Below are 20,360 nucleotides of genomic sequence, written 5' to 3' on the forward strand. Positions count from 1 at the left end.
AACAAATCACCGTTTCAATGCCTGCGCGTTGCAGGCGAACAAGACTGGAGGGGTAAATGGCATTACAACAAGAAATTATTCAGGCACTTGGTGTGAAACCGCAAATTGACGCTCACGAAGAGATCCGCCGCAGCGTCGATTTTCTCAAATCCTATCTGAAAACCTATCCGTTCCTGAAAACGCTGGTGCTGGGCATCAGTGGCGGTCAGGATTCCACGCTCGCGGGTAAACTGAGCCAGCTTGCCATCAGCGAACTGCGCGACGAAACCGGCGATCAGAGCTATCAGTTTATCGCGGTGCGCCTGCCTTTCGGCGTGCAGTTCGACGAAAAAGATTGTCAGGATGCGCTGGCGTTTATCCAGCCGGATAAAGTGCTGACGGTCAATATTAAAGAAGCGGTGCTGGCGAGCGAGAAAGCGCTGCGTGAAGCAGGCATTGAGCTGAGCGATTTTGTGCGCGGCAACGAAAAAGCGCGTGAGCGTATGAAAGCGCAGTACAGCATCGCCGGGATGACCAAAGGCGTTGTCGTGGGCACCGATCATGCCGCCGAAGCCGTCACCGGCTTTTTCACCAAGTATGGCGATGGCGGCACCGACATCAACCCACTGTTCCGTCTTAATAAACGCCAGGGCAAACTGCTGCTGAAAACCCTGGGCTGTCCGGAGCACCTCTATCTTAAAGTGCCGACCGCCGATCTCGAAGACGACCGCCCGTCCCTGCCGGATGAAGTGGCGCTCGGCGTGACGTACGACAACATCGACGATTACCTGGAAGGCAAACAGATTGATGAGAAAATCAGTCAGATCATCGACGGCTGGTATGTGAAAACCGAGCACAAACGTCGCCCGCCGATCACGATTTTTGACGATTTCTGGAAACAGTAATCGCGTTGCGGCACCCTCCCCGGCCCGGGAGGGTGTCCCTCTCAGTGTCACGATTTGCGCCACAACGCTTTTTTCACGGATGACGTATGTCAGTTTCAACGCAGCGCGCCACGCTGCCGGGCCTTCTGGCCATTCTGCTCTGGAGTACCTCAGTCGGTTTATTGCGCAGTATCAGCGAGGCGTTCGGCCCGGTGGGCGGCGCAGCGCTCATTTATACCGTCAGTTCGCTGTGTTTGATGGTGTCGCCAGGGCTCGTTCACCCTGGCCGCTTACCGCGCCGTTATTTGATAACTGGCGGTGTGCTCTTTGTCGGCTATGAAATCTGCCTCGCGCTGGCGATTGGGCTTGCGCACACCCGCGCGCAGTCGCTGGAGCTGGGGATGATTAACTACCTCTGGCCGAGCCTGACGGTGCTGCTGGCGGTGCTTATCAACGGCCAGCGCTGCCGCGCCTGGCTCTGGCCTGGGCTGCTGCTTGCGGTCGCGGGCGTGTTTCAGGTGCTGAAAGGCGACGGCGGCTGGTCGCCCGCGCAGCTCTGGCTCAATATGCAGGATAATCCGGTTGCTTACGCGCTCGCGTTCAGCGCCGCACTGGTCTGGGCGCTCTACTGCAACCTGACGCGCCGCTGGAGCAACGGGCAGAACGGCGTGGTGCTCTTTTTCTGCGCCACCGCCGCCGTCCTCTGGCTGCAATATAGCCTCGCGCCACAGCCGCCGATGCAGCTTTCGCTTCCTGCCGTCGCGCAACTGCTCTTTATGGGGCTTTCCACTGCGACCGCCTACGCCGCCTGGAACCACAGTATTCAGCACGGCAATATGACGCTGCTCGCCACCGCCTCTTACTTCACGCCTGTGCTCTCGGCGCTGCTGGCAAGCCTGTGGCTCGGCCTCGCGCCGGGCATCGCGTTCTGGCAGGGCGTGGCGATGGTGGTGGCAGGCTCCCTGCTCTGCTGGCTTGCCACGCGCAATCTCAACTAAGATGGCGCTTTTTCAACCACACATTCCCTGATAGACTGGATAAGTAAACAGTATTCAGGAGAGTGATGTGGCAAGGCGTACTGGCGCGCCGCGGCTGGAGTTTGAAAAAGCGGCAATTTATGAATATCCCGAGCATCTGCGTCCGTGGCTTGACGATCTGCCAAAGCATCCCGGCGTCTATGTTTTTCATGGCGAAAGCGAAACCATGCCGCTCTATATCGGCAAAAGCGTCAATATTCGCAGCCGGGTGCTGTCGCACCTGCGTACGCCGGATGAAGCCTCCATGCTGCGTCAGTCGCGGCGCATCACGTTTATCCGCACCGCGGGTGAAATCGGCGCGCTGCTCTTAGAAGCGCAGATGATCAAAGAGCAGCAGCCGCTGTTTAATAAACGGTTGCGCCGTAACCGGCAGCTCTGCTCCTTGCAGTTCAAAGGCGAAAAACCGGACGTGGTTTACGCGCGCGATGTCGATTTCTCGCACCAGCCGGGCCTGTATGGACTCTTTTCGAGCCGCCGCGCGGCGCTCGGCACGCTGCAGTCTATCGCTGACGAACAACAGCTCTGCTACGGCCTGCTGGGGCTGGAATCCGTGCGCCCGGGGCGCGCCTGTTTCCGCTCGGCGCTGAAACGCTGCGCGGGGGCCTGCTGCGGTAAAGAGCCGCTGGAGGCGCACAACGCGCGCCTGATGGAGGCGCTGGAGCGCATGCGCGTTATCTGCTGGCCGTGGGACGGCCCGGTCGGGCTGCGGGAGAGTTTCGGTGACATGACGCAGTACCATATCATCCATAACTGGTACTGGCTGGGATCGGTCGCCTCGTTAAGCGACGCGGCGAGCATCTCGCGCGCGCCGCAGGGCTTCGATAACGACGGCTATCGAATTCTGTGCAAGCCGCTTATCAGCGGCGAGCATGAGATAGTGGAAATCGGCGCGCACGCGCCTCAGAGATAAGTAATTTCGCTAAACAGCACCTGCCCTTCGGCCTTCAGCAGCCGGAGGGTATGGCTTCCCTCCTGCCACCAGGCGCCCTGCTCCGGCGTCAGCAGTTTATCGTTAAGCTGCCAGGCACCGCTTAAAACATACACAATCCCGCCGCGCGCGCGGCCAGTGGTAAACGTGCGATCGGCGACGCGCACCTGCGCGCGACAGCGATCGCGCCGGGTCATCAGATTAAAATCAAGCGACATGCGCCCGTCAGTCAGCTCGGCGCGTACCGGGTGTTCGCCTGCGAAGGTAAACGGCTGATGACGCTTTAAGGTATGGCGAAACGCGCCGCCGCCAAGCAATGTGACTTCACCGCCATCCAGCAGCGTCACCACGCGGTCAACCTGCGGCACGACGTTAAATTCGCCATTGCTGGCAAGAGAAGCAATGCTGGCGCGCCAGTTAAAATCCCGGCTCGGCGGGTAACAACAGATCTCGCGGGTTTCGCCTGCGCCATTACGCCACAGGTTCACCGGCATCTTTTTGACGTCGAAAAATTCCATCCCCACTCCTGGAACGCGCATCATGCGCCAGTCGCCACAGGCGTACTGCGGCAAAAATTATTGTTATGCATTTACAGGCCTGATTATCGGCACGTCAGAGGATGGCGAACGCAGATCCTTAACATACGCAGGCTAAATGCGCCGCACGGCGGCAGCGATGAATGATAACCAACAGAAATTACGTGGCAAGAGGCGTGGGAAAAGAAAAACCGCCGGCCCTGGCCAGCGCCATCAAAGGACGCTTGCCAAAACCGACGGTCTTAAGCCAGTCAGAAATTATTCTGCATCTGCGGGCATTTTACCTTCCGGAGCCGGACGTTCTGTCAGACGCTTCTCAAAATTGGCATTAAATTGCTTTTTCTGCTCCGGCGTCAGCACGTTATAAATTTTGTTCTGGGTTTCCATGTGCGCCAGCATACGGGCTTTATGCTGCGCTTCCATTTTATCGATCTGGGCCAGCGCTTTGTCTTTATCAAAGCTGTCGCTGGCGATCAGATTGTGCATCGCGCGGCGTTCTTCCAGCGACGGACGCTCGAATTTTTCACGCTGGGCTTTACGGATGTCGCGAATTTGCTGCTTCTGCGCATCGGTCAGGTTCAGCCCCTGGAACATCATATCGTGATGCGGGCCGCGCGGACCTTTATGGTGCATCATCGGTGCGTTATTCGCATCAGGTGCCGGGGTCTCCGCCGCCTGTGCCAGATTAGCCGCGCCAAGCGCCAGGGTGGAAGCAACGAAGATAGCCGTTAATTTACGCATAATGTTGTCCTTACTTTCAGTTAATTCAGCAACAGGTTGTCGCCTTGACGAGATTAATTCTACGGGCAGATTCGTCAATCAGTCAGAGTCTGAGTAAAACAGTGAAAGCATAAAAAACAATTATTGTGCGATTATGGAGAAAATAAGGAAAAACGGAGGAGAAGATTCTTTAAATATCACAACCGATTGATTGTGAAGAGAGTGTGAGCGCAGTATATAAGCGCACCGCTGTAAAATAAAGCGCCGCGCTCAGAATTATCCGCATTATTTTTACGGCCCACAGGGGGCCGCATATTATTTAATTTCCCGCAGCATTAATCCCGCGCGTAAACCGAGCGCGACAGAGGGATTCGGAAACAGCACCCGTTCATTTTCCTGCGCGTAATAGCGCTCATCGCCATCTTCCGCAAGCAGCGTGCCTGCGTCGAATGCCGTGAAATTTTCGGTCTCAGCGGACATATGCAGCACAAAGCGATCGCTTCGCCGGGTGATTTGCTGCGCCACCTCAAAGCGGCGCGGCGCATCCATAGCGGCAGGCGCGGGCGAGCCGTCCAGCAGCGCCGACAGCGCCCGCTGCGTTGGGGCGAACTGGCTGAGATCGTTCTGGCCGAACGACAGCGCCTTCCCAAGCTCCAGCGTACAGCTGAGTGCTGCGAAGCGCTCGCAGGAAAAGTGCGTGAAGGTGCCGCCTGGCGCGCGATGAAATACCAGCGCCTGTAGCCCGGCGTCGCCAAGCCAGGTGAGAAAATCCTCCGGCCACGCCGTCGTGCGCGCGGGCAGTACGCCAAAGCGCGGGAAGCGCGACGCGCGAATGGCGGTATGCAGATCCAGATGCCAGCGCACCGTTTCATCGCCTGCCGCAAAAAACGTCTCCAGCGCCTGCTCAAGACGTTCCGCGCGGGCGGTTTCCACACCCGGCGTGGCGGTTTGCCAGCGCCCGCCGAAAAGACGGTTAAGATCGTAATCGACAAACCGGCGTCCGGCCCGCAGCGCCGCCGGGCTGCCGAGCACTACCAGCAGCCGCCAGACGAGCGGCCGCTCGCCACGCGCCAGCGGCGCGAGGAGTTGCTCCAGTATCTCGACCGGCGCGGTTTCATTACCGTGAATGCCCGCGCTCACCACCAGCGCGCCGCGCACCTCGCCTGCGGGCGTCAGTTGCAGAATGCCTTCATCCAGCCACTCGATAGTCACACCGCCGCGTTGCAGTGTTGTCCTGGCGGGCGTCTCGCCGCGCAGCGTCTTCGCAATAAAATCGTCCACGGCGTCTCCTTACTGCTGGAACGGATAGACATTGCCGAGAGAAAGCAGGCGCGACAGTTCATCCAGCGCCTCGCGCCCTTCGCGCAGCAACTGCGGGTCTACCAGATCTTCCTGCGTCAGCCGGTCGCGGTAATATTTATCCACCCACGCGTTAAGCCGCGTAAAGAGCGTGTCGTCCATCATCACCGCCGGGTTCACCGCCTGGCGCTCGTCGTCCGTCAGCACCACACGCAGGCGCAGACAGGCGGGGCCGCCGCCGTTGGCCATGCTTTCGCGCAGGTCAAAAACTTTCAGCTCGCTAATCGGGTTATCCGCCGCCACAAGCGTGTTCAGATAACGCCAGACGCCTTCGTGGCGACGCGACTCCTCAGGCAGCACCAGCACCATAGTGCCGTCGTCGCGGCTCAGCAGCTGGCTGTTGAAAAGGTAGGTTTCTACCGCGTCCTGCACCGACACCGCGCCTGCGGGCACCACCAGCGGCGTAAAGCCCGGTACTTTTTCAGCCAGCGCATCGAACAGCGCCTGCTGATGCAAAAACGCGTGCTCGTGGCAGAACAGCACCTGGCGGTTGGAGACCGCAATGACATCGTTATGGAACACGCCCTGGTCGATGACCGCCGGGTTTTGCTGCGCGAACATAACGCGCTGCGGATCCACCTGGTTAAGCCGCGCCACGGCCTGCGACGCTTCCAGCGTCTGGCGCGCCGGGTAGCGGGCAGGCACCAGTGCCCCGCTCTCTTCGCGCCCGTAGATGAAAAGCTGAAGCCCCGGCTCGCCGTAGTCGCCGCCAAGCCGGTTATGGTTGGCCGCGCCTTCGTCGCCGAACATCGCCACCTGCGGCAGCGCGCCGTGTACGGCAAAGCGGGACTCGTCGCGGAAAATCGCCCGCAGCAGCCGTTCGGTGCCGGGCGCTTCGCTGGCGCGGTGGAATTTATTGTTAAGGTTCGCCACGGTCAGATGCACTTTGCCATCCAGCGCGTCGGCGGACGGACAGACCGTTGCTGCGTTCGCCACCCACATCGACGATGCGGAGCTGGCGGCCGAAAGCAGATGCGGCGCGGCGCGCCAGGCTTTCTCCAGCACCTGTTGATCGCTGCCGGTAAAGCCAATCTGGCGCAGCGCCGCAAGGTTCGGCCGCTCCTGCGGCGGGATCACCGCCTGCGGGAAACCGGCGTCCGCCAGCGCTTTCATCTTCGCGAGCCCCTGTCTGGCGGCAAGCTTCGGATTAGAGACCTGAAAACGATGTTTCGTCGAGGCCTCATTACCGAAAGAGAGCCCGGCGTAGTGGTGCGTCAGCCCCACCAGCCCGTCAAAGTTGACTTCACGTGCTTTCATGCCTGCTCCTTCCCGCTGAAATCGAGGCCGGGGTTTAACGTCTGCGGCAGCGCGAAGGTCGGGCTTTCCAGCGAGGCCATCGGCCAGGCGCAGTAATCGGCCGCATACCAGGCGCTCGGACGGTGATTGCCGGACGCCCCGACACCGCCGAACGGCGCTGTGCTCGCCGCGCCCGTCAGCGGTTTGTTCCAGTTCACGATACCGGCGCGCGCTTCCAGCAGCAGCTGGTCGAATTTCTCGCGAACCGGCGAAATCAGCCCGCAGGAAAGTCCATAACGGGTGGCGTTGGCAAGCGTAATCGCTTCGTCGAAATCGTCGTAACGCCAGACGCCCAGCAGCGGCCCGAAGACCTCTTCATCCGGCACGTCGCGCACGCCGGTTAGCTCAATAATACCGGGCGTGAGCAGCGAGCTGCCCGCCTGCACCAGGGCTGGCGTTAACAGCGGCTTGCCGCCGCGCGACAGATGCCCCTGCCAGGCTTCCAGCACCCGCTCCGCCGCCTGCGCGCTGATAAGCCCGCCCATAAACGGCTGCGGCTCGGCGTCCCAGCGGTCGGGGCGTAAACGTCCGGCGATCTCAACGAGGCGCGCCAGGAAAGCGTCGCCCGCAGCACCGCGTTTCACCAGCAGGCGGCGCGCGCAGGTGCAGCGCTGCCCGGCGGTGATAAACGCCGACTGGATCGCCAGATGCACCGCGCCGTCGATATCGTCAGGATCTTCGACAATCAGCGGGTTATTACCGCCCATCTCCAGCGCCAGAATTTTTTCGGGCTGCCCCGCCAGCTGGCGGTGCAGTTGATAACCGGTGCCGGCGCTGCCGGTAAAGAGCAGGCCGTCAAGTTCCGGCCGGGCGGAGAGCGCCTGGCCGGTCGCGCGCGCGCCCTGCACCAGATTCAGCACGCCCGCAGGCAGGCCCGCCTGCTCCCAGAGTTTCATCACGGCTTCGCCGGTGTGCGGCGTCAGTTCGCTCGGTTTAAACACCAGCGTGTTGCCCGCGAGCAGCGCCGGAACGATATGACCGTTTGGCAGGTGACCGGGGAAGTTATACGGCCCGAAAACCGCCAGCACGCCGTGGGGACGGTGGCGCAGCGTGGCCGCGCCGTCCGGCATCGGCGAGTGCTGTTCGCCGGTGCGGGTCTGGTACGCTTTGAGCGAAATGCCCACTTTATTGATCATCGCGGTCACTTCGGTGGCCGCCTCCCAGCGCGGTTTGCTGGTCTCCAGCGCGATGATGCGCGTCAGTTCTGTTTTGTTCGCCTCAAGCAACGCCGCGAATTTCTCAGCGATAGCCTGACGGTCGGCGAAGGGCCGTTTCGCCCAGGCCGGAAACGCCGCGCGGGCGGCGGCGCAGGCCGCTTGCACCTGCGCGTCGTCCGCCGCATGTCCTTGCCACAGCAGGCCGCTGCCCACCGGATCGCGTTTTTCCAGCGCCTCGCCCTGCCCCGTTGTCCACTCACCGTTGATCCATAAACTCATACTTTTTTCTCCTCAGGGCACAGGCGCACCAGGCGTACACGATCGCCGTGGCGGCATTGCAGGGCATCCAGCGTGGCGGCGTCCAGAATCAGCCTGTCGGCGTCCGGTCTGGCGCGGATTAACATCACGCGGAAGTTATCGTAATTTTCGTTGGCGACCATGCAGGCCGGCAGTTCGTCGTCGGTAACCGGCTGGCCTTCCGCGACCTCCACGAGGCGGCTTTTACGGATAGCCCGCACCCGGTCGATATCACACTCCAGCGTCGGCCCGCCGTCGAAGATGTCGACATAGTTGCGATAGCGAAATCCTTCGGCCTCCAGCACGGCGCGCGCGGGCGCGGTGTCTTTATGAACCTGGCCGATAACCGACTGCGCCTCTTCAGAAAGAAACTGGGTATAAATGGGGTGTTTTGGCATCAGCTCAGCGATAAACGCCTTCTGGCCGGTACCGCAGAGATAATCGGCGCGGCTGAATTCCATCGAGAAGAAGCGCTGGCCGAGACTTTCCCAGAACGGCGAGTAGCCGTGTTCGTCAATGACCCCGCGCATTTCCGCCACCACTTTTTCGTTAAAGCGTTCGCGAAACGCGGCCATAAACATAAAGCGCGATTTAGAGAGCAGATAGCCGTTGCCGTTTTTGCGCCACTCCGGGTCGAGAAACAGCGTGCAGAGCTCGCTGCTGCCGGTGTGATCGTTGCTGAGAAACAGCGTCGGCAGTGCGTTGTAGACATTCAGCTCTTTTGAGGCGTGTACCAGCGTGCCCACACGGTAGTTATACCAGGGCTCGCTGAGTCCGACGGCCACTTCAATGGCGCAAATGCCGGCAACCGTGCGGCTTTGCGTATCTTCCAGCACAAAGACATAGCCCTGATCGCCTGGCGGCAGTTCGCCGCGCCAGGTTTGCAGGGAGCGCTCGACGCGCGCGCTGAGCGTTTTTTCATCCAGCGGCAGCGACGTCAACCCGCCGCCGGTTTTCGCAGCGAGGCGCAGCAGCGCCGGAACGTCGTGGTGTGCGACGGGGCGAATCACCATCATGATGCACCCTCCTTCAGCCAGTTTTCGCAGGCGCGCGCCATGCGGGCAAGCCCGGTTTCAATCTCCTGATGGCTGATGTTGAGCGCAGGCGCGAAGCGCAGCACGTTAGCGCCCGCGATCAGCACCATCGCGCCTTCTTTCGCGGCGGCGAGCGAAATCGCCTTCGCCTTGCCCGCATACTCGTCTTTCAGCACGCAGCCGATGAGCAGCCCCAGGCCACGGATCTCTTTAAACAGCCCGAGGCGCTGATTCATGGCGTTCAGTTGCTCGACAAACGCGTCGTGACGCGCTTTCACGTCATTGAGCATCTCCGGCGTGTTCACCAGATCCAGCACCTGGCCTGCGACCGCACCCGCCAGCGGATTGCCGCCATAGGTGGTGCCGTGCGTACCGACGCCCATCACGGCGGCGCAGCGTTCGGTGGTGAGCATCGCGCCAATCGGGAAACCGCCGCCAAGCGCTTTGGCGGTAGAGAGCACATCCGGCGTCACGCCGTAATGCATATAAGCGTAGAGGTGGCCGGTGCGGCCCACGCCGGTCTGCACTTCATCAAAAATCAGCAGCGCGTTATGGCGATCGCACAGCTCGCGCAGACCCTGCAGGAAGGCTTTAGTGGCAGGCACCACGCCGCCCTCGCCCTGCACCGGCTCGACAATCACCGCGCAGGTGTCGTCATTAATTAACGCGGCGGCGGAATCGAGATCGTTAAACACGGCATGGCTGATTTGCGGTGGCAGCGGCGCGAAATCCTGGGAATACGCAGGCTGGCCGCCAGCGGAGACGGTAAACAGCGTGCGACCGTGGAACGCGTTTTTAAACGCCACAATGCCGCTTTTCTGCGCGCCGTAGTGGTCATGGGCATATTTGCGGGCGAGCTTCAGCGCCGCCTCGTTGGCTTCCGCGCCGGAGTTACAGAAGAAAACGCGATCGGCGAAGGTGGCGTCAATCAGACGTTTGGCGAGGCGCAGCACCGGCTCGTTGGTATACCCGTTGCCGGTATGCCAGATTTTCGCCGCCTGGGTCTCCAGCGCTTCGCGCAGTTTCGGGTGTGCGTGCCCGAGCGCATTTACCGCGATGCCGCCCGCGAAATCGATATACTCTTTGCCTTCCTGATCCCAGAGCGTGGAACCCTCAGCCCGCACCGGAATAAACGCGGCAGGAGCATAAACGGGGATCATCCACTCATCAAAGTTCTGGCGGGTAATTGACTGCGACATAGCGACCTCGTCCGGTAAATAAAAGGTTGTTTAGTTGTTAATTAAATGTGCACTTGCGCTCTTACTGTAGATTGCACGCTTCGTGCCAGCCAGAGGAGAAACTGCATACCGGAGAGTCAGTAACGTTAAATCAATAGGTTACGAATCAGTGTTATTCACTTTTATTGCATAAAAAGTGAATACTTTTATGACAAAGCGGCCTTCGCCATAAAAAAACCCGCACTTTTATGCATTGATAAAATATTGTTCTGGATTTGTGATCGTGACCGGGATTTGCCATATCACCGCGCCCCATTTCAGGGCGCTCGCGCCGTCCTGGTGCAAAAGCACAGGGTTTGCGCCGCTTTTAACAATCGTCACAACCTTGCCGGGCCGGGAGACGCGCGGGCGGTTTTTCTGTTACCATCGCGCCACTCTTGTTCATCCAGTGTGTTCGCGACTATGAAATTCATCTCTTTTAACATCAATGGCCTGCGCGCCCGCCCTCATCAGCTTGCCGCGCTGGTGGAACAGCATCAGCCGGACGTTATCGGCCTGCAGGAAACTAAAGTCCATGACGATATGTTCCCTCTCGAAGAGGTGGCGAAACTGGGCTACAACGTTTTTTATCACGGTCAGAAAGGCCATTACGGCGTGGCGCTGCTGACTAAAGCCACGCCGGTTTCCGTGCGCCGCGGCTTTCCGGGCGACGGCGAAGAAGCGCAGCGCCGTATCATCATGGCCGAAATTCCTTCTTCTATTGGCGATATCACGGTCATTAACGGCTATTTCCCGCAGGGCGAAAGCCGCGATCATGAGGTGAAATTCCCGGCCAAAGCGAAGTTTTATCAGGATTTGCAGGACTATCTTGAAACAGCGCTGAGCAACGATAAGCCAGTGCTGATTATGGGTGATATGAATATCAGCCCAGGCGATCTGGATATCGGCATCGGCGAAGAGAACCGCAAGCGCTGGCTGCGTACCGGCAAATGCTCGTTCCTGCCGGAAGAGCGTGAATGGATGGGCCGCCTGCTGAACTGGGGGCTTAAAGATACGTTCCGTCACGCCAACCCCGAAACCAGCGACCGCTACTCCTGGTTCGACTACCGCTCGAAAGGCTTTGACGATAACCGCGGCCTGCGCATCGACCTGCTGCTGGCGAGCGATCCGCTGATGGCGCGCCTGGCTGAGACCGGCATCGATTACGATATCCGCGCGATGGAAAAACCCTCCGATCACGCGCCGGTCTGGGCGACCTTCTCGCTGTAATCTGTTCCGCTCCTCCTGCTCGGGGAGGAGCCTTTACGGAAAATCACCATGCAAATCATTGATGTCGTGGCGGCAATCATCGTGCGCGACGGCCAGGTGCTGCTGGCGCAGCGCTCGCCTGATTGCGATCAGCCGGGGCTGTGGGAATTTCCCGGCGGCAAAGTGGAGCCGGGCGAAAGCCAGCCTGCGGCGCTGGCGCGTGAGCTTGCCGAAGAGCTGGCGATAAGCGCGCGTATCGGCGCGTATGTGGCAAGCCACACGCGTGAGGTTTCCGGGCGGGTTATTCGGTTACATGCGTGGCAGGTGGACGATTTCGACGGCGAGCCGCAGGCGTTATGCCACAGCGCGCTCGTCTGGTGTGAGCCGCGCGAGGCGTTCGGCTATGCGCTCGCCCCGGCGGATATTCCACTGCTTGAGGCGTTTATGTCCGCACGCGACGCCACACCAGCGGATTTGTGCTGAGGGTTTTCTCGTCGCGCTGGCACTGCAACAGCACACCGTCGGCTTTGATCACCGCCCCTTCGGAGTAGTTTTGATCCTGATAGACGCAGCACTGAATACACTGCTGCTGCGAACGCTGGCCGCCGGTACTGAACACCTCTTCCGGTATGTTGACCTGCACATCCGGGCGCAGCCTGTCGGCACCCGCCGGCAGTGTGGCCAGCAGCGCCAGCGCCGCCAGTAAGCTTTTTTTCACTGACACCCCGTTTCCCCTCTTGTGATGTGATGCTGATTTCACTATAGCGCGCCGCGCTCTCCTTAAGACGTTATCGGCGAAACGGGCGCGGAGTTTAGCGCGGCGGGTTACTCCGCCGCAGGCTGGGCGCTGCCGCGCTTGCGGGACGCAGGCTTTTTGCCGCCCTTGCCCGCGCGGCGTTTTTGCGCCTGCTGGGGCGCCACCAGACCGCGGAACTGGCGCACCGGGGCGCTGCGCGCCTGATCAATGAGCGTGTAGAGCGTCTGCACCAGCGGCTGCATGAAATCCTGATAGCGGCACTGCTTCTCGCTGATTTGCGTCAGCGTCGATTCCCACTGCGCGGTCATGTCCGGGCGTGCGGCAAGCTCCGGCAGCGCGTGGATCAGCGCTTTCCCGGCGGGCGTCGAATGAATATAGCGCCCCTGCTTTTCAAGAAAACCGCGCTTAAATAAAAGCTCGATAATGCCTGCGCGGGTCGCTTCGGTGCCAAGTCCGTCGGTGGCGCGCAGGATCTTCTTCAGATCTTTATCCTGCACGAAACGCGCGATGCCGGTCATGGCCGAGAGCAGCGTGGCATCGGTAAAGTGGCGCGGCGGCTGGGTCTGGCGTTCAACCACTTCGCCATGCTCGCAGTGCAGCTCGTCGCCTTTTGCCACCACCGGCAGCGGCGTGCCGTCGTTCTCTTCGTCGCGCTCTTTCGCGCCAAGCAGCGCGCGCCAGCCCGTCTCCGCCAGAAAGCGCGCTTTGGCGATAAATTTGCCGCCGGCTATCTCAAGCTCAATGACGCATTTGCGAAACTGCGCGTCCTGGCAGAACTGCATCAGGTACTGACGGGCGATAAGCCCGTAGATTTTCGCCTCGCCGTCAGAGAGCGACGCGGGCGCGCTGCGGGCGGTCGGGATAATGGCGTGGTGGGCGTCCACTTTTTTGTCATCCCAGCAGCGGTTGCGGCGCTCCGGATCGACCGCGGGCTGCGGCAGGAGATCCGGCGCGTGAACGCCAATCGCCTTCAGCACCGCATGACGGCCCGCGAAATGTTCTTCCGGCAGATAGCGGCAGTCGGAGCGCGGATACGTAATGAGTTTGTGGGTTTCGTATAGCTTCTGGCAGATATCCAGCACCGTCTGCGCGCTCAGATTGAAGCGTCTGGCGGCCTCGATTTGCAGCGTCGAGAGCGAGAACGGCAGCGGCGCGGCTTCGCTTTCGCGCTTGTCGTTATAGCTGGTGACAACCGCAGGCTGCCCTTCGATACGCTTAACGACATGCTCCGCCAGCGCGCGGTTGAGGAGCCGCCCCTCTTCATCCTGGTACGGCTCGCAGGCCTCGCTCGGCTGCCAGAGCGCGGTAAAGCGCTCCTGCGCGGGCGTGACGATGTGCGCTTTAACCTCAAAGAAATCTTTGGCGACAAAGTTTTCAATCTCTTCGTCGCGCCGCACCACCAGCCCCAGCACGGGCGTCTGGACGCGGCCTACCGAAAGCACGCCCTGGTAGCCCGCGTTCTGCCCGAGCAGCGTATAGGCGCGCGTCATGTTAATGCCGTAAAGCCAGTCCGCGCGGGCGCGGGCGAGCGCCGAGGTGCTGAGCGGCACAAACTCGCGGTTCTCGCGCAGTTTATCGATAGCACGCTCCACCGCCTGCGGGTTGAGATCGTTAATCAGGCAGCGGCGCACCTGCTGGCGCTTTTCCGCAGGCAGTTGCAGGTAGTCGAGCACTTCATCCACCAGCAGTTGCCCTTCGCGGTCCGGGTCGCCTGCGTGAACAATCTCCTGCGCCTCGCGCAGCAGCTTTTTAATCACATTAAGCTGCTTTGCAACCGACGGTTTCGGCTGGAGCTGCCACTTTTCCGGCACGATGGGTAAGTCGGCGAGATTCCAGCGGCCATAGCGGCTGTCATAGGCGTCCGGCTGCGCCTGCTCCAGCAGATGCCCGACGCACCAGGTGACCACCTGGCCGTTCCCGCACTCAATAAACCCGTCGCCCCGGCGGTGCGGTTTCGGCAACACATCGGCGATGGCGCGCCCCAGACTGGGCTTTTCGGCAATAAACAACCGCATCGATTAGCGAATCTCCACCATCGGACGGCCGCCGCGCGCGGTTTTCAGCTCGCCGATGGCGCTAAGCGTGATGCCATGCTTTGCCGCCACGGCCTGCACCTGCGCTTCTGCGGCGGGCTCCACCGCCAGCAGCAGGCCGCCGGAGGTTTGCGGATCGCACAGCAGGCTGCGCCAGGCGTCCGGCATATCGCCCATCAGGTGGCCGTAGCTCGCAAAGTTACGGCTGGTGCCGCCCGGCACCGCGCCCTGCGCGATGTATTCTTCAACGCCTGGCAATTTCGGCACGGCCTCATACCAGAGCTCCGCCTGCAGGCCCGCGCCCTGGCACACTTCGCTGAGGTGCCCCAGCAGCCCGAAGCCGGTGACATCCGTCATCGCTCTCACGCCGTCGATCTCTGCGAAATCAGCGCCCGCTTTATTCATGGTGCACATCACTTCTGTCGCAAGATTTTGATGTTCCGGGCGCAGCAGCGATTTTTTCTCAGCGGTGGTCAGCACGCCGATACCCAGCGGCTTGGTGAGAAAGAGTTTGCAGCCCGCCTCGGCGGTGCTGTTTTTCTTCACGCGTTCGGTCGGCACGACGCCTGTGACCGCCAGGCCGAAAATCGGCTCCGGCGCGTCGATGGAGTGGCCGCCCGCCAGCGCGATGCCCGCCTGCTGACACGCAAAGCGCCCGCCTTCCACGACCTCGCGCGCGATTTCCGGCGCGAGCGTGTTAACCGGCCAGCCGAGGATCGCAATCGCCATGATCGGTTTACCGCCCATCGCGTAGATGTCGCTGATGGCGTTGGTCGCAGCGATACGGCCAAAATCGAACGGGTTGTCCACGATGGGCATGAAGAAATCCGTGGTGCTGATAACGCTCGTGCCGTTGCCGAGATCATACACCGCCGCGTCGTCACGCGTTTCGTTGCCGACAAGCAAGTTGGGGTCGATAAACTTCGCCTGATCGCTGTGCAGGATGGTTTCCAGCACTTTCGGGGAAATTTTACAACCACAACCTGCTCCGTGGCTGTACTGGGTCAGACGAATCGCTTGCTCACTCATGGACCGCTCCTTGTTTGGTCAGAATCAGGTGATCGTTATCGTTCGATAAAGCGCGCTTATGGTAGCGCCAGAAAGACGGGGTGGTAAGTATGACTGTCTGAATTGCGCCGCTTTTGCTCACAATCCAGACAGTTTTGCGCGCGGGCTTCAGAAATGACGCACGAAGGGGGCGGTGTCCGGCAGGTTAATCGTGGTGGAGGCCTTCAGCTGCGGGGTGCCGAGGTAGAGAAAACCGACAATCTGATCCTGTTCGCGGCACGCAAAAGCCTCACGCACCAGAGCGTTATCGGTGAATGGCCCGCTGCGCCAGATGCCGTTAAAGCCCTGGGCGAGCGCCGCCATCTGCATCGCCATCACCGCGCAACCGGCGCTGACCACCTGTTCCCAGTGCGGCACTTTGTGGTGTTCTTCACAATGCGCCACCACAGTGATGATAAGCGGCGCGCGAAACGGCGCGTTGCGGGCTTTGTCGATGGCTTTTTCATCCTGGCCGTCAGCGATGGCGGCTTTTTCCAGCAGCGCGCTGAAGCGCTCGCGCCCTTCGCCTTCGATAACAAAGAAACGCCACGGCTGCAGTGTGCCGTGATCCGGCGCGCGCATGCCCGCCCGCAGAATGTTTTCCAGCGCGTCGCCCGTTGGCGCAGGCTCAGCGAGACGTGAGGCGCTGCGGCGGTTGACCAGCATATCTAATGCATCCATCTCAACTCTCCTTTGATGATTTTTACTCATAAAATTAACACAGCGGTATGTTTTGTTACACCCTGCCCGCGTTTCCTGCTGACAAGCCCGCCTGTGGTATTTACACTTTGTCGGCGTCCCGCCTGTAGCGGGAGGTTACGGGGTTCCCCGTTATTCACGGATTAGGGAGAGTAAATGCGTACCCTTTGGCGAATTATTGCCGGATTCTTTAAGTGGACCTGGCGCCTGCTCAATATCATCAGAGAGCTGGTGATGAATCTGCTGTTTCTCCTGCTGGTGCTGGTGTGCGTCGGCGTCTGGATGCAGTTTAACAGCGGCCCGTCTGAGCCTGGACGCGGCGCGCTGCTGCTTAATATCAGCGGCGTGGTGGTGGATAAACCGTCGGTCAATAATAAGCTTGGCGCGCTGGGCCGTCAGCTCTTTGGCGCAAGCTCTGACCGCTTACAGGAAAATTCGCTGTTTGATATCGTCAACGCGATCCGCCAGGCGAAAGACGACCGCAATATCACCGGCATCGTGCTGGATCTGAAAGATTTCGCCGGGGCCGATCAGCCATCGATGCAGTATATCGGTAAGGCGCTGCGCGAATTCCGCGACGCCGGTAAGCCGGTGTATGCGATTGGCGATAGCTACAGTCAGGGCCAGTATTATCTCGCGAGCTTCGCCAATAAGATTTGGCTCTCGCCGCAGGGCACCGTCGATCTGCACGGCTTCGCCACCAATGGCCTCTACTACAAATCGCTGCTCGATAAGCTCAAAGTGACTACGCATGTGTTCCGCGTCGGCACCTATAAATCCGCCGTCGAGCCGTTTATCCGCGACGATATGTCACCCGCCGCTCGTGAGGCGGACAGCCGCTGGATTGGCGAGTTGTGGCAGAACTATCTCGGCACGATCGCCGCTAACCGTCAGGTACCGGCAAGCCAGATCTTCCCTGGGGCGCAGGCGATGATCGCAGGGCTCGAAGCCGCTGGCGGCGATACCGCGAAATATGCGCTCGACAATAAGCTGGTGGATGAGCTCGCAAGCAGCGCGACTGTCGACAAAGCGCTGGTGAAACAGTTTGGCTGGAGCGACAAGGATAAAGATTTCCGCGCCGTCAGTATTTACGACTACCCGGTGAACAAGCCGTCCGAACAGGGCGAAAGCATTGCTGTGGTGTTCGCTAATGGTGCCATCATGGATGGCGAAGAGACGCCGGGGAACGTCGGCGGTGATACCACTGCCGCGCAGATCCGCGACGCGCGTCTTGACCCGAAAGTGAAAGCCATTGTGCTGCGGGTGAACAGCCCTGGCGGCAGCGTGACCGCCTCTGAAACCATCCGTCAGGAGCTGGCGGCGGCGAAAGAAGCCGGTAAACCGGTGGTGGTGTCGATGGGCGGCATGGCGGCGTCCGGCGGTTACTGGATCTCCACACCCGCTAACTACATCGTTGCGAACCCCAGCACGCTCACCGGCTCTATCGGCATCTTTGGTGTTATCAACACCGTGGAAAACAGCCTGGATGCGATTGGCGTGCATACCGACGGCGTGGCGACCTCACCGCTCGCGGAAGTGTCGGTGACCAAAGCGCTGCCACCGGAAGTGCAGAAGCTGATGCAGTTGACTATCGAAAACGGTTATCAGCGCTTTATCGGCCTGGTGGCGCAGTCGCGTAACAAAACCCCGCAGCAGATTGACCAGATAGCGCAGGGCCACGTCTGGACGGGTGAAGACGCGAAGCAAAACGGTCTGGTGGACAGTCTCGGCGATTTCGACGACGCCGTGAAGAAAGCCGCCGAGCTTGCGAAGCTGAAATCCTGGCATCTCGATTTCTACCAGGATGAGCCGGGCTTTATCGATATGGTGATTGCCAACCTGACCGGCTCGGTGCACGCGATGCTGCCGCAGGCGCTTCAGGCCTGGCTGCCTGCGCCAGTGGCCGATGCGGCGCTGGCGGCGATGAAGGAAGGCGATAAGCTCGCAGCCTTTAACGATCCGCAGAACCGTTACGCCTTCTGCCTCACCTGCGGCGACGTGCGCTAACGCCTCAGCGTCGACCCTGTCACAGCCCGGCCAGCGCCGGGCTGATTTTTTTGCGCAGCACCTCTATACTGCGCGGGTTTATGCACAACGAAAGCTGACCTATGCAAAAGAAATCGATTTACGTTGCCTATACCGGCGGCACCATCGGTATGCAACGCTCCGAACACGGCTACATTCCCGTTTCCGGCCATCTCCAGCAGCAGCTCGCCCAGATGCCGGAGTTCCACCGCCCCGAAATGCCGGATTTCACCATTCACGAATATGCGCCCCTGATGGACTCGTCCGATATGACGCCGCAGGACTGGCAGCATATCGCCGAAGATATCAAAGCCCATTACGATGAGTATGACGGCTTCGTTATCCTTCATGGCACCGATACGATGGCGTTCACGGCGTCGGCGCTCTCGTTTATGCTGGAAAATCTGAGCAAACCGGTTATCGTTACCGGCTCGCAGATCCCGCTCGCGGAGCTGCGCTCCGACGGGCAGATCAACCTGCTTAACTCACTCTACGTGGCGGCGAACTACCCGATTAGCGAAGTGACGCTGTTCTTCAACAACCGGCTCTATCGTGGCAACCGTACCACCAAAGCCCACGCTGACGGTTTCGACGCGTTCGCTTCTCCTAATCTGCCGCCGCTGCTGGAAGCGGGCATTCATATTCGTCGCCTGAATACGCCGCCCGCGCCTCACGGCCACGGCGAGTTGCGCGTGCATACCATTACGCCGCAGCCTATCGGCGTAGTGACTATCTATCCGGGGATCTCCGCTGACGTGGTGCGTAACTTTTTACGCCAGCCGGTGCGGGCGTTGATCCTGCGCTCTTATGGCGTCGGCAACGCGCCGCAGCACGGCGATTTTCTGAAAGAGTTGCAGGAAGCGTGCTCGCGCGGGATTGTGGTGGTTAACCTGACGCAGTGTATGTCCGGTAAAGTCAACATGGGCGGCTACGCCACCGGCAACGCGCTGGCCCATGCGGGCGTTATCAGCGGCTTCGACATGACCGTCGAGGCGACGCTCACCAAACTGCATTATCTGTTAAGCCAGGGGCTGGAGCCGCAGGCGATTCGCGAAGCGATGATGCGTAACCTGCGCGGCGAGCTGACCCCGGACGATTAAAAGGAGCATGGTATGAACTCACGCGCCCTGCTGCTGGTGGATCTGCAAAACGATTTTTGCGCCGGCGGCGCGCTGGCGGTCGCGGAAGGCGACAGCACGGTGGATATCGCGAACGCGATGATTGAATGGTGCCAGAGTCGCGGCGAGCCGGTGGTGGCAAGCCAGGACTGGCACCCGGCGAATCACGGCAGCTTTGCTTCTGTTCAGCACGCCGAGCCGTTCACGCAAGGCACGCTGGACGGCCTGCCGCAGACCTGGTGGCCCGATCACTGCATTCAGGAGAGCGACGGCGCGGCGCTCCATCCGCTGCTGAACCAGAAGGCCATTGAGCAGCGCTTTTACAAAGGCGAAAACCCGGCGATTGACAGCTACAGCGCGTTTTTCGATAACGGGCACCGCCAGAAAACCGCGCTCGACGCCTGGCTTCGCGAGCATGGCGTAAGCGAGTTGATCGTCATGGGGCTTGCCACCGACTACTGCGTCAAATACACGGTGCTCGACGCGCTGAGCCTGGGGTATACGGTGAACGTGATTACCGACGGCTGCCGCGGCGTTAACCTGACGCCGCAGGCCAGTATGCTGGCGTTTCAGGAGATGGCGGCGAGTGGCGCCACACTCTATACGCTTGACGACTGGCGCGAAACGCAGGCGTAAACTGCATCAGGCATCCGTTGCTTCATAAAAAAAGGCCGCTTTGCAATCCGCGGCCTTTTTTTGCTTCAGCACCCTTCAGCTCATTCAGGCTTGAGCGTGGCGATAGGCTGCTGATTGATACCGAACTCCGCCTTCAGCTGCTGCTTGCTTTTCATCACCAGCTGGCCGTCCGTGCCGATCGTCATATGCTGCGGATGGGTGTTGTGGCGCATCTGCCAGAGCATCACCAGTTGCAGGCTGTTTTCTTTCTGCTCGGGCGTCAGCGCCACGCCGTCGGGCCATTTTCCGAGTTCTACGGCGGTCGCGAGACGCTCGTAAACCTCCGGCGTCATGCTGCTAATCAGGTCTTCCAGGTTCATAAAATCACGCTCCAGTGGAATAATTTGCTGAAT

The 20,360-nt window shown here is 60.3% G+C and carries 21 protein-coding genes; 8 read left to right on the forward strand and 13 right to left on the reverse strand.

From position 1 onward, the window contains the following. Positions 1-56 precede the first annotated feature (56 nt). The 3 genes from nadE to cho all read left to right on the forward strand — a co-directional run bounded on the left by nadE (position 57) and on the right by cho (position 2,810). The gene (gene nadE, locus G6041_RS06870) at positions 57-884 is read left to right on the forward strand and encodes an ammonia-dependent NAD(+) synthetase (protein ID WP_004387342.1); all 828 of its coding nucleotides are present in this window, start codon (positions 57-59) and stop codon (positions 882-884) included. Positions 885-970: 86 nt separating this feature from the next. After that, the gene (gene yddG, locus G6041_RS06875) at positions 971-1,861 is read left to right on the forward strand and encodes an aromatic amino acid DMT transporter YddG (RefSeq protein ID WP_012125013.1); all 891 of its coding nucleotides are present in this window, start codon (positions 971-973) and stop codon (positions 1,859-1,861) included. Between the two features lie 67 nt (positions 1,862-1,928). Then, complete coding sequence (gene cho, locus G6041_RS06880; RefSeq protein WP_012125014.1) at positions 1,929-2,810, forward strand: excinuclease Cho; 882 nt, start codon at positions 1,929-1,931, stop codon at positions 2,808-2,810. On the opposite strand, the gene ves is transcribed toward cho, so the two are convergent. The 8 genes from ves to G6041_RS21550 form a co-directional block, all read right to left on the reverse strand. Next, positions 2,801-3,346, reverse strand: coding sequence for an environmental stress-induced protein Ves (ves, locus tag G6041_RS06885; RefSeq protein ID WP_014729086.1), 546 nt, complete (start codon positions 3,344-3,346; stop codon positions 2,801-2,803). The genes cho and ves overlap by 10 nt on opposite strands. A gap of 276 nt (positions 3,347-3,622) precedes the next feature. Continuing rightward, a complete protein-coding gene (spy, locus tag G6041_RS06890; RefSeq protein WP_012125016.1) occupies positions 3,623-4,105 on the reverse strand; it encodes an ATP-independent periplasmic protein-refolding chaperone Spy in 483 nt (160 codons plus the stop codon). Between the two features lie 294 nt (positions 4,106-4,399). After that, entirely contained in the window at positions 4,400-5,365 is a 966-nt protein-coding gene (astE, locus tag G6041_RS06895; RefSeq protein ID WP_012125017.1) for a succinylglutamate desuccinylase, read from the reverse strand. 9 nt (positions 5,366-5,374) lie between these two features. Beyond that, positions 5,375-6,700 carry an N-succinylarginine dihydrolase gene (gene astB, locus G6041_RS06900; RefSeq protein ID WP_012125018.1) on the reverse strand — a complete coding sequence of 442 codons (1,326 nt, stop codon included), beginning with the start codon at positions 6,698-6,700 and terminating at the stop codon, positions 5,375-5,377. Then, entirely contained in the window at positions 6,697-8,175 is a 1,479-nt protein-coding gene (astD, locus tag G6041_RS06905) for a succinylglutamate-semialdehyde dehydrogenase (RefSeq protein ID WP_012125019.1), read from the reverse strand. Before astD ends, astB begins: the two co-directional genes overlap by 4 nt. Continuing rightward, the gene (gene astA, locus G6041_RS06910; RefSeq protein WP_084999218.1) at positions 8,172-9,209 is read right to left on the reverse strand and encodes an arginine N-succinyltransferase; all 1,038 of its coding nucleotides are present in this window, start codon (positions 9,207-9,209) and stop codon (positions 8,172-8,174) included. Before astA ends, astD begins: the two co-directional genes overlap by 4 nt. Continuing rightward, the gene (astC, locus tag G6041_RS06915; protein ID WP_012125021.1) at positions 9,206-10,426 is read right to left on the reverse strand and encodes a succinylornithine/acetylornithine transaminase; all 1,221 of its coding nucleotides are present in this window, start codon (positions 10,424-10,426) and stop codon (positions 9,206-9,208) included. Before astC ends, astA begins: the two co-directional genes overlap by 4 nt. A 225-nt stretch (positions 10,427-10,651) precedes the next feature. After that, positions 10,652-10,786, reverse strand: a complete 135-nt coding sequence (locus tag G6041_RS21550; protein WP_255311547.1) for a hypothetical protein — start codon at positions 10,784-10,786, stop codon at positions 10,652-10,654. A gap of 81 nt (positions 10,787-10,867) precedes the next feature. Between G6041_RS21550 and xthA the strand changes: the two genes are divergently transcribed. Together xthA and G6041_RS06925 are read left to right on the forward strand one after the other, a co-directional pair. Continuing rightward, on the forward strand, positions 10,868-11,674 hold the full coding sequence (gene xthA / locus G6041_RS06920; protein WP_004386955.1) for an exodeoxyribonuclease III: 807 nt from the start codon (positions 10,868-10,870) through the stop codon (positions 11,672-11,674). 48 nt (positions 11,675-11,722) lie between these two features. After that, complete coding sequence (locus G6041_RS06925; protein WP_012125022.1) at positions 11,723-12,136, forward strand: pyrimidine (deoxy)nucleoside triphosphate diphosphatase; 414 nt, start codon at positions 11,723-11,725, stop codon at positions 12,134-12,136. Here the strand turns inward: G6041_RS06925 and G6041_RS06930 are convergent. The 4 genes from G6041_RS06930 to G6041_RS06945 all read right to left on the reverse strand — a co-directional run bounded on the left by G6041_RS06930 (position 12,096) and on the right by G6041_RS06945 (position 16,171). After that, positions 12,096-12,377, reverse strand: a complete 282-nt coding sequence (locus G6041_RS06930) for a DUF1496 domain-containing protein (RefSeq protein ID WP_014729093.1) — start codon at positions 12,375-12,377, stop codon at positions 12,096-12,098. The genes G6041_RS06925 and G6041_RS06930 overlap by 41 nt on opposite strands. 101 nt (positions 12,378-12,478) lie before the next feature. Then, the gene (locus tag G6041_RS06935) at positions 12,479-14,425 is read right to left on the reverse strand and encodes a DNA topoisomerase III (RefSeq protein ID WP_007893951.1); all 1,947 of its coding nucleotides are present in this window, start codon (positions 14,423-14,425) and stop codon (positions 12,479-12,481) included. Positions 14,426-14,428: 3 nt separating this feature from the next. Beyond that, positions 14,429-15,472, reverse strand: coding sequence for a selenide, water dikinase SelD (gene selD, locus G6041_RS06940; RefSeq protein WP_012125024.1), 1,044 nt, complete (start codon positions 15,470-15,472; stop codon positions 14,429-14,431). Positions 15,473-15,619: 147 nt separating this feature from the next. Next, positions 15,620-16,171 (reverse strand): NAD(P)H nitroreductase, encoded by a 552-nt coding sequence (locus G6041_RS06945; protein ID WP_014729096.1) that lies wholly within the window; start codon positions 16,169-16,171, stop codon positions 15,620-15,622. Positions 16,172-16,345: 174 nt separating this feature from the next. Between G6041_RS06945 and sppA the strand changes: the two genes are divergently transcribed. From sppA to pncA, 3 genes are all read left to right on the forward strand, one after another. Then, positions 16,346-18,196 (forward strand): signal peptide peptidase SppA, encoded by a 1,851-nt coding sequence (sppA, locus tag G6041_RS06950; RefSeq protein WP_012125027.1) that lies wholly within the window; start codon positions 16,346-16,348, stop codon positions 18,194-18,196. A gap of 101 nt (positions 18,197-18,297) precedes the next feature. Beyond that, complete coding sequence (gene ansA / locus G6041_RS06955) at positions 18,298-19,314, forward strand: asparaginase (protein WP_004386621.1); 1,017 nt, start codon at positions 18,298-18,300, stop codon at positions 19,312-19,314. Positions 19,315-19,326: 12 nt separating this feature from the next. Next, positions 19,327-19,968 carry a bifunctional nicotinamidase/pyrazinamidase gene (pncA, locus tag G6041_RS06960; RefSeq protein WP_007893943.1) on the forward strand — a complete coding sequence of 214 codons (642 nt, stop codon included), beginning with the start codon at positions 19,327-19,329 and terminating at the stop codon, positions 19,966-19,968. 80 nt (positions 19,969-20,048) lie between these two features. Here pncA and G6041_RS06965 read toward each other — a convergent pair whose 3' ends face one another. Next, complete coding sequence (locus G6041_RS06965; RefSeq protein WP_041460526.1) at positions 20,049-20,327, reverse strand: YeaC family protein; 279 nt, start codon at positions 20,325-20,327, stop codon at positions 20,049-20,051. Positions 20,328-20,360 lie beyond the last annotated feature (33 nt).

This window comes from Cronobacter sp. HA18003 (assembly GCF_011605905.1).
Lineage (GTDB): Bacteria > Pseudomonadota > Gammaproteobacteria > Enterobacterales > Enterobacteriaceae > Cronobacter > Cronobacter sakazakii.

Bases quoted from the DNA above. Each gene is read 5' to 3' on its own strand.
- nadE (WP_004387342.1), top strand. From the start codon at position 57: ATGGCATTACAACAAGAAATTATTCAGGCACTTGGTGTGAAACCGCAA.
- yddG (WP_012125013.1), top strand. From the start codon at position 971: ATGTCAGTTTCAACGCAGCGCGCCACGCTGCCGGGCCTTCTGGCCATT.
- ves (WP_014729086.1), bottom strand. From the start codon at position 3,346: ATGGAATTTTTCGACGTCAAAAAGATGCCGGTGAACCTGTGGCGTAAT.
- spy (WP_012125016.1), bottom strand. From the start codon at position 4,105: ATGCGTAAATTAACGGCTATCTTCGTTGCTTCCACCCTGGCGCTTGGC.
- astB (WP_012125018.1), bottom strand. From the start codon at position 6,700: ATGAAAGCACGTGAAGTCAACTTTGACGGGCTGGTGGGGCTGACGCAC.
- astD (WP_012125019.1), bottom strand. From the start codon at position 8,175: ATGAGTTTATGGATCAACGGTGAGTGGACAACGGGGCAGGGCGAGGCG.
- astA (WP_084999218.1), bottom strand. From the start codon at position 9,209: ATGATGGTGATTCGCCCCGTCGCACACCACGACGTTCCGGCGCTGCTG.
- astC (WP_012125021.1), bottom strand. From the start codon at position 10,426: ATGTCGCAGTCAATTACCCGCCAGAACTTTGATGAGTGGATGATCCCC.
- xthA (WP_004386955.1), top strand. From the start codon at position 10,868: ATGAAATTCATCTCTTTTAACATCAATGGCCTGCGCGCCCGCCCTCAT.
- G6041_RS06925 (WP_012125022.1), top strand. From the start codon at position 11,723: ATGCAAATCATTGATGTCGTGGCGGCAATCATCGTGCGCGACGGCCAG.
- G6041_RS06935 (WP_007893951.1), bottom strand. From the start codon at position 14,425: ATGCGGTTGTTTATTGCCGAAAAGCCCAGTCTGGGGCGCGCCATCGCC.
- selD (WP_012125024.1), bottom strand. From the start codon at position 15,472: ATGAGTGAGCAAGCGATTCGTCTGACCCAGTACAGCCACGGAGCAGGT.
- G6041_RS06945 (WP_014729096.1), bottom strand. From the start codon at position 16,171: ATGGATGCATTAGATATGCTGGTCAACCGCCGCAGCGCCTCACGTCTC.
- sppA (WP_012125027.1), top strand. From the start codon at position 16,346: ATGCGTACCCTTTGGCGAATTATTGCCGGATTCTTTAAGTGGACCTGG.
- ansA (WP_004386621.1), top strand. From the start codon at position 18,298: ATGCAAAAGAAATCGATTTACGTTGCCTATACCGGCGGCACCATCGGT.
- pncA (WP_007893943.1), top strand. From the start codon at position 19,327: ATGAACTCACGCGCCCTGCTGCTGGTGGATCTGCAAAACGATTTTTGC.
- G6041_RS06965 (WP_041460526.1), bottom strand. From the start codon at position 20,327: ATGAACCTGGAAGACCTGATTAGCAGCATGACGCCGGAGGTTTACGAG.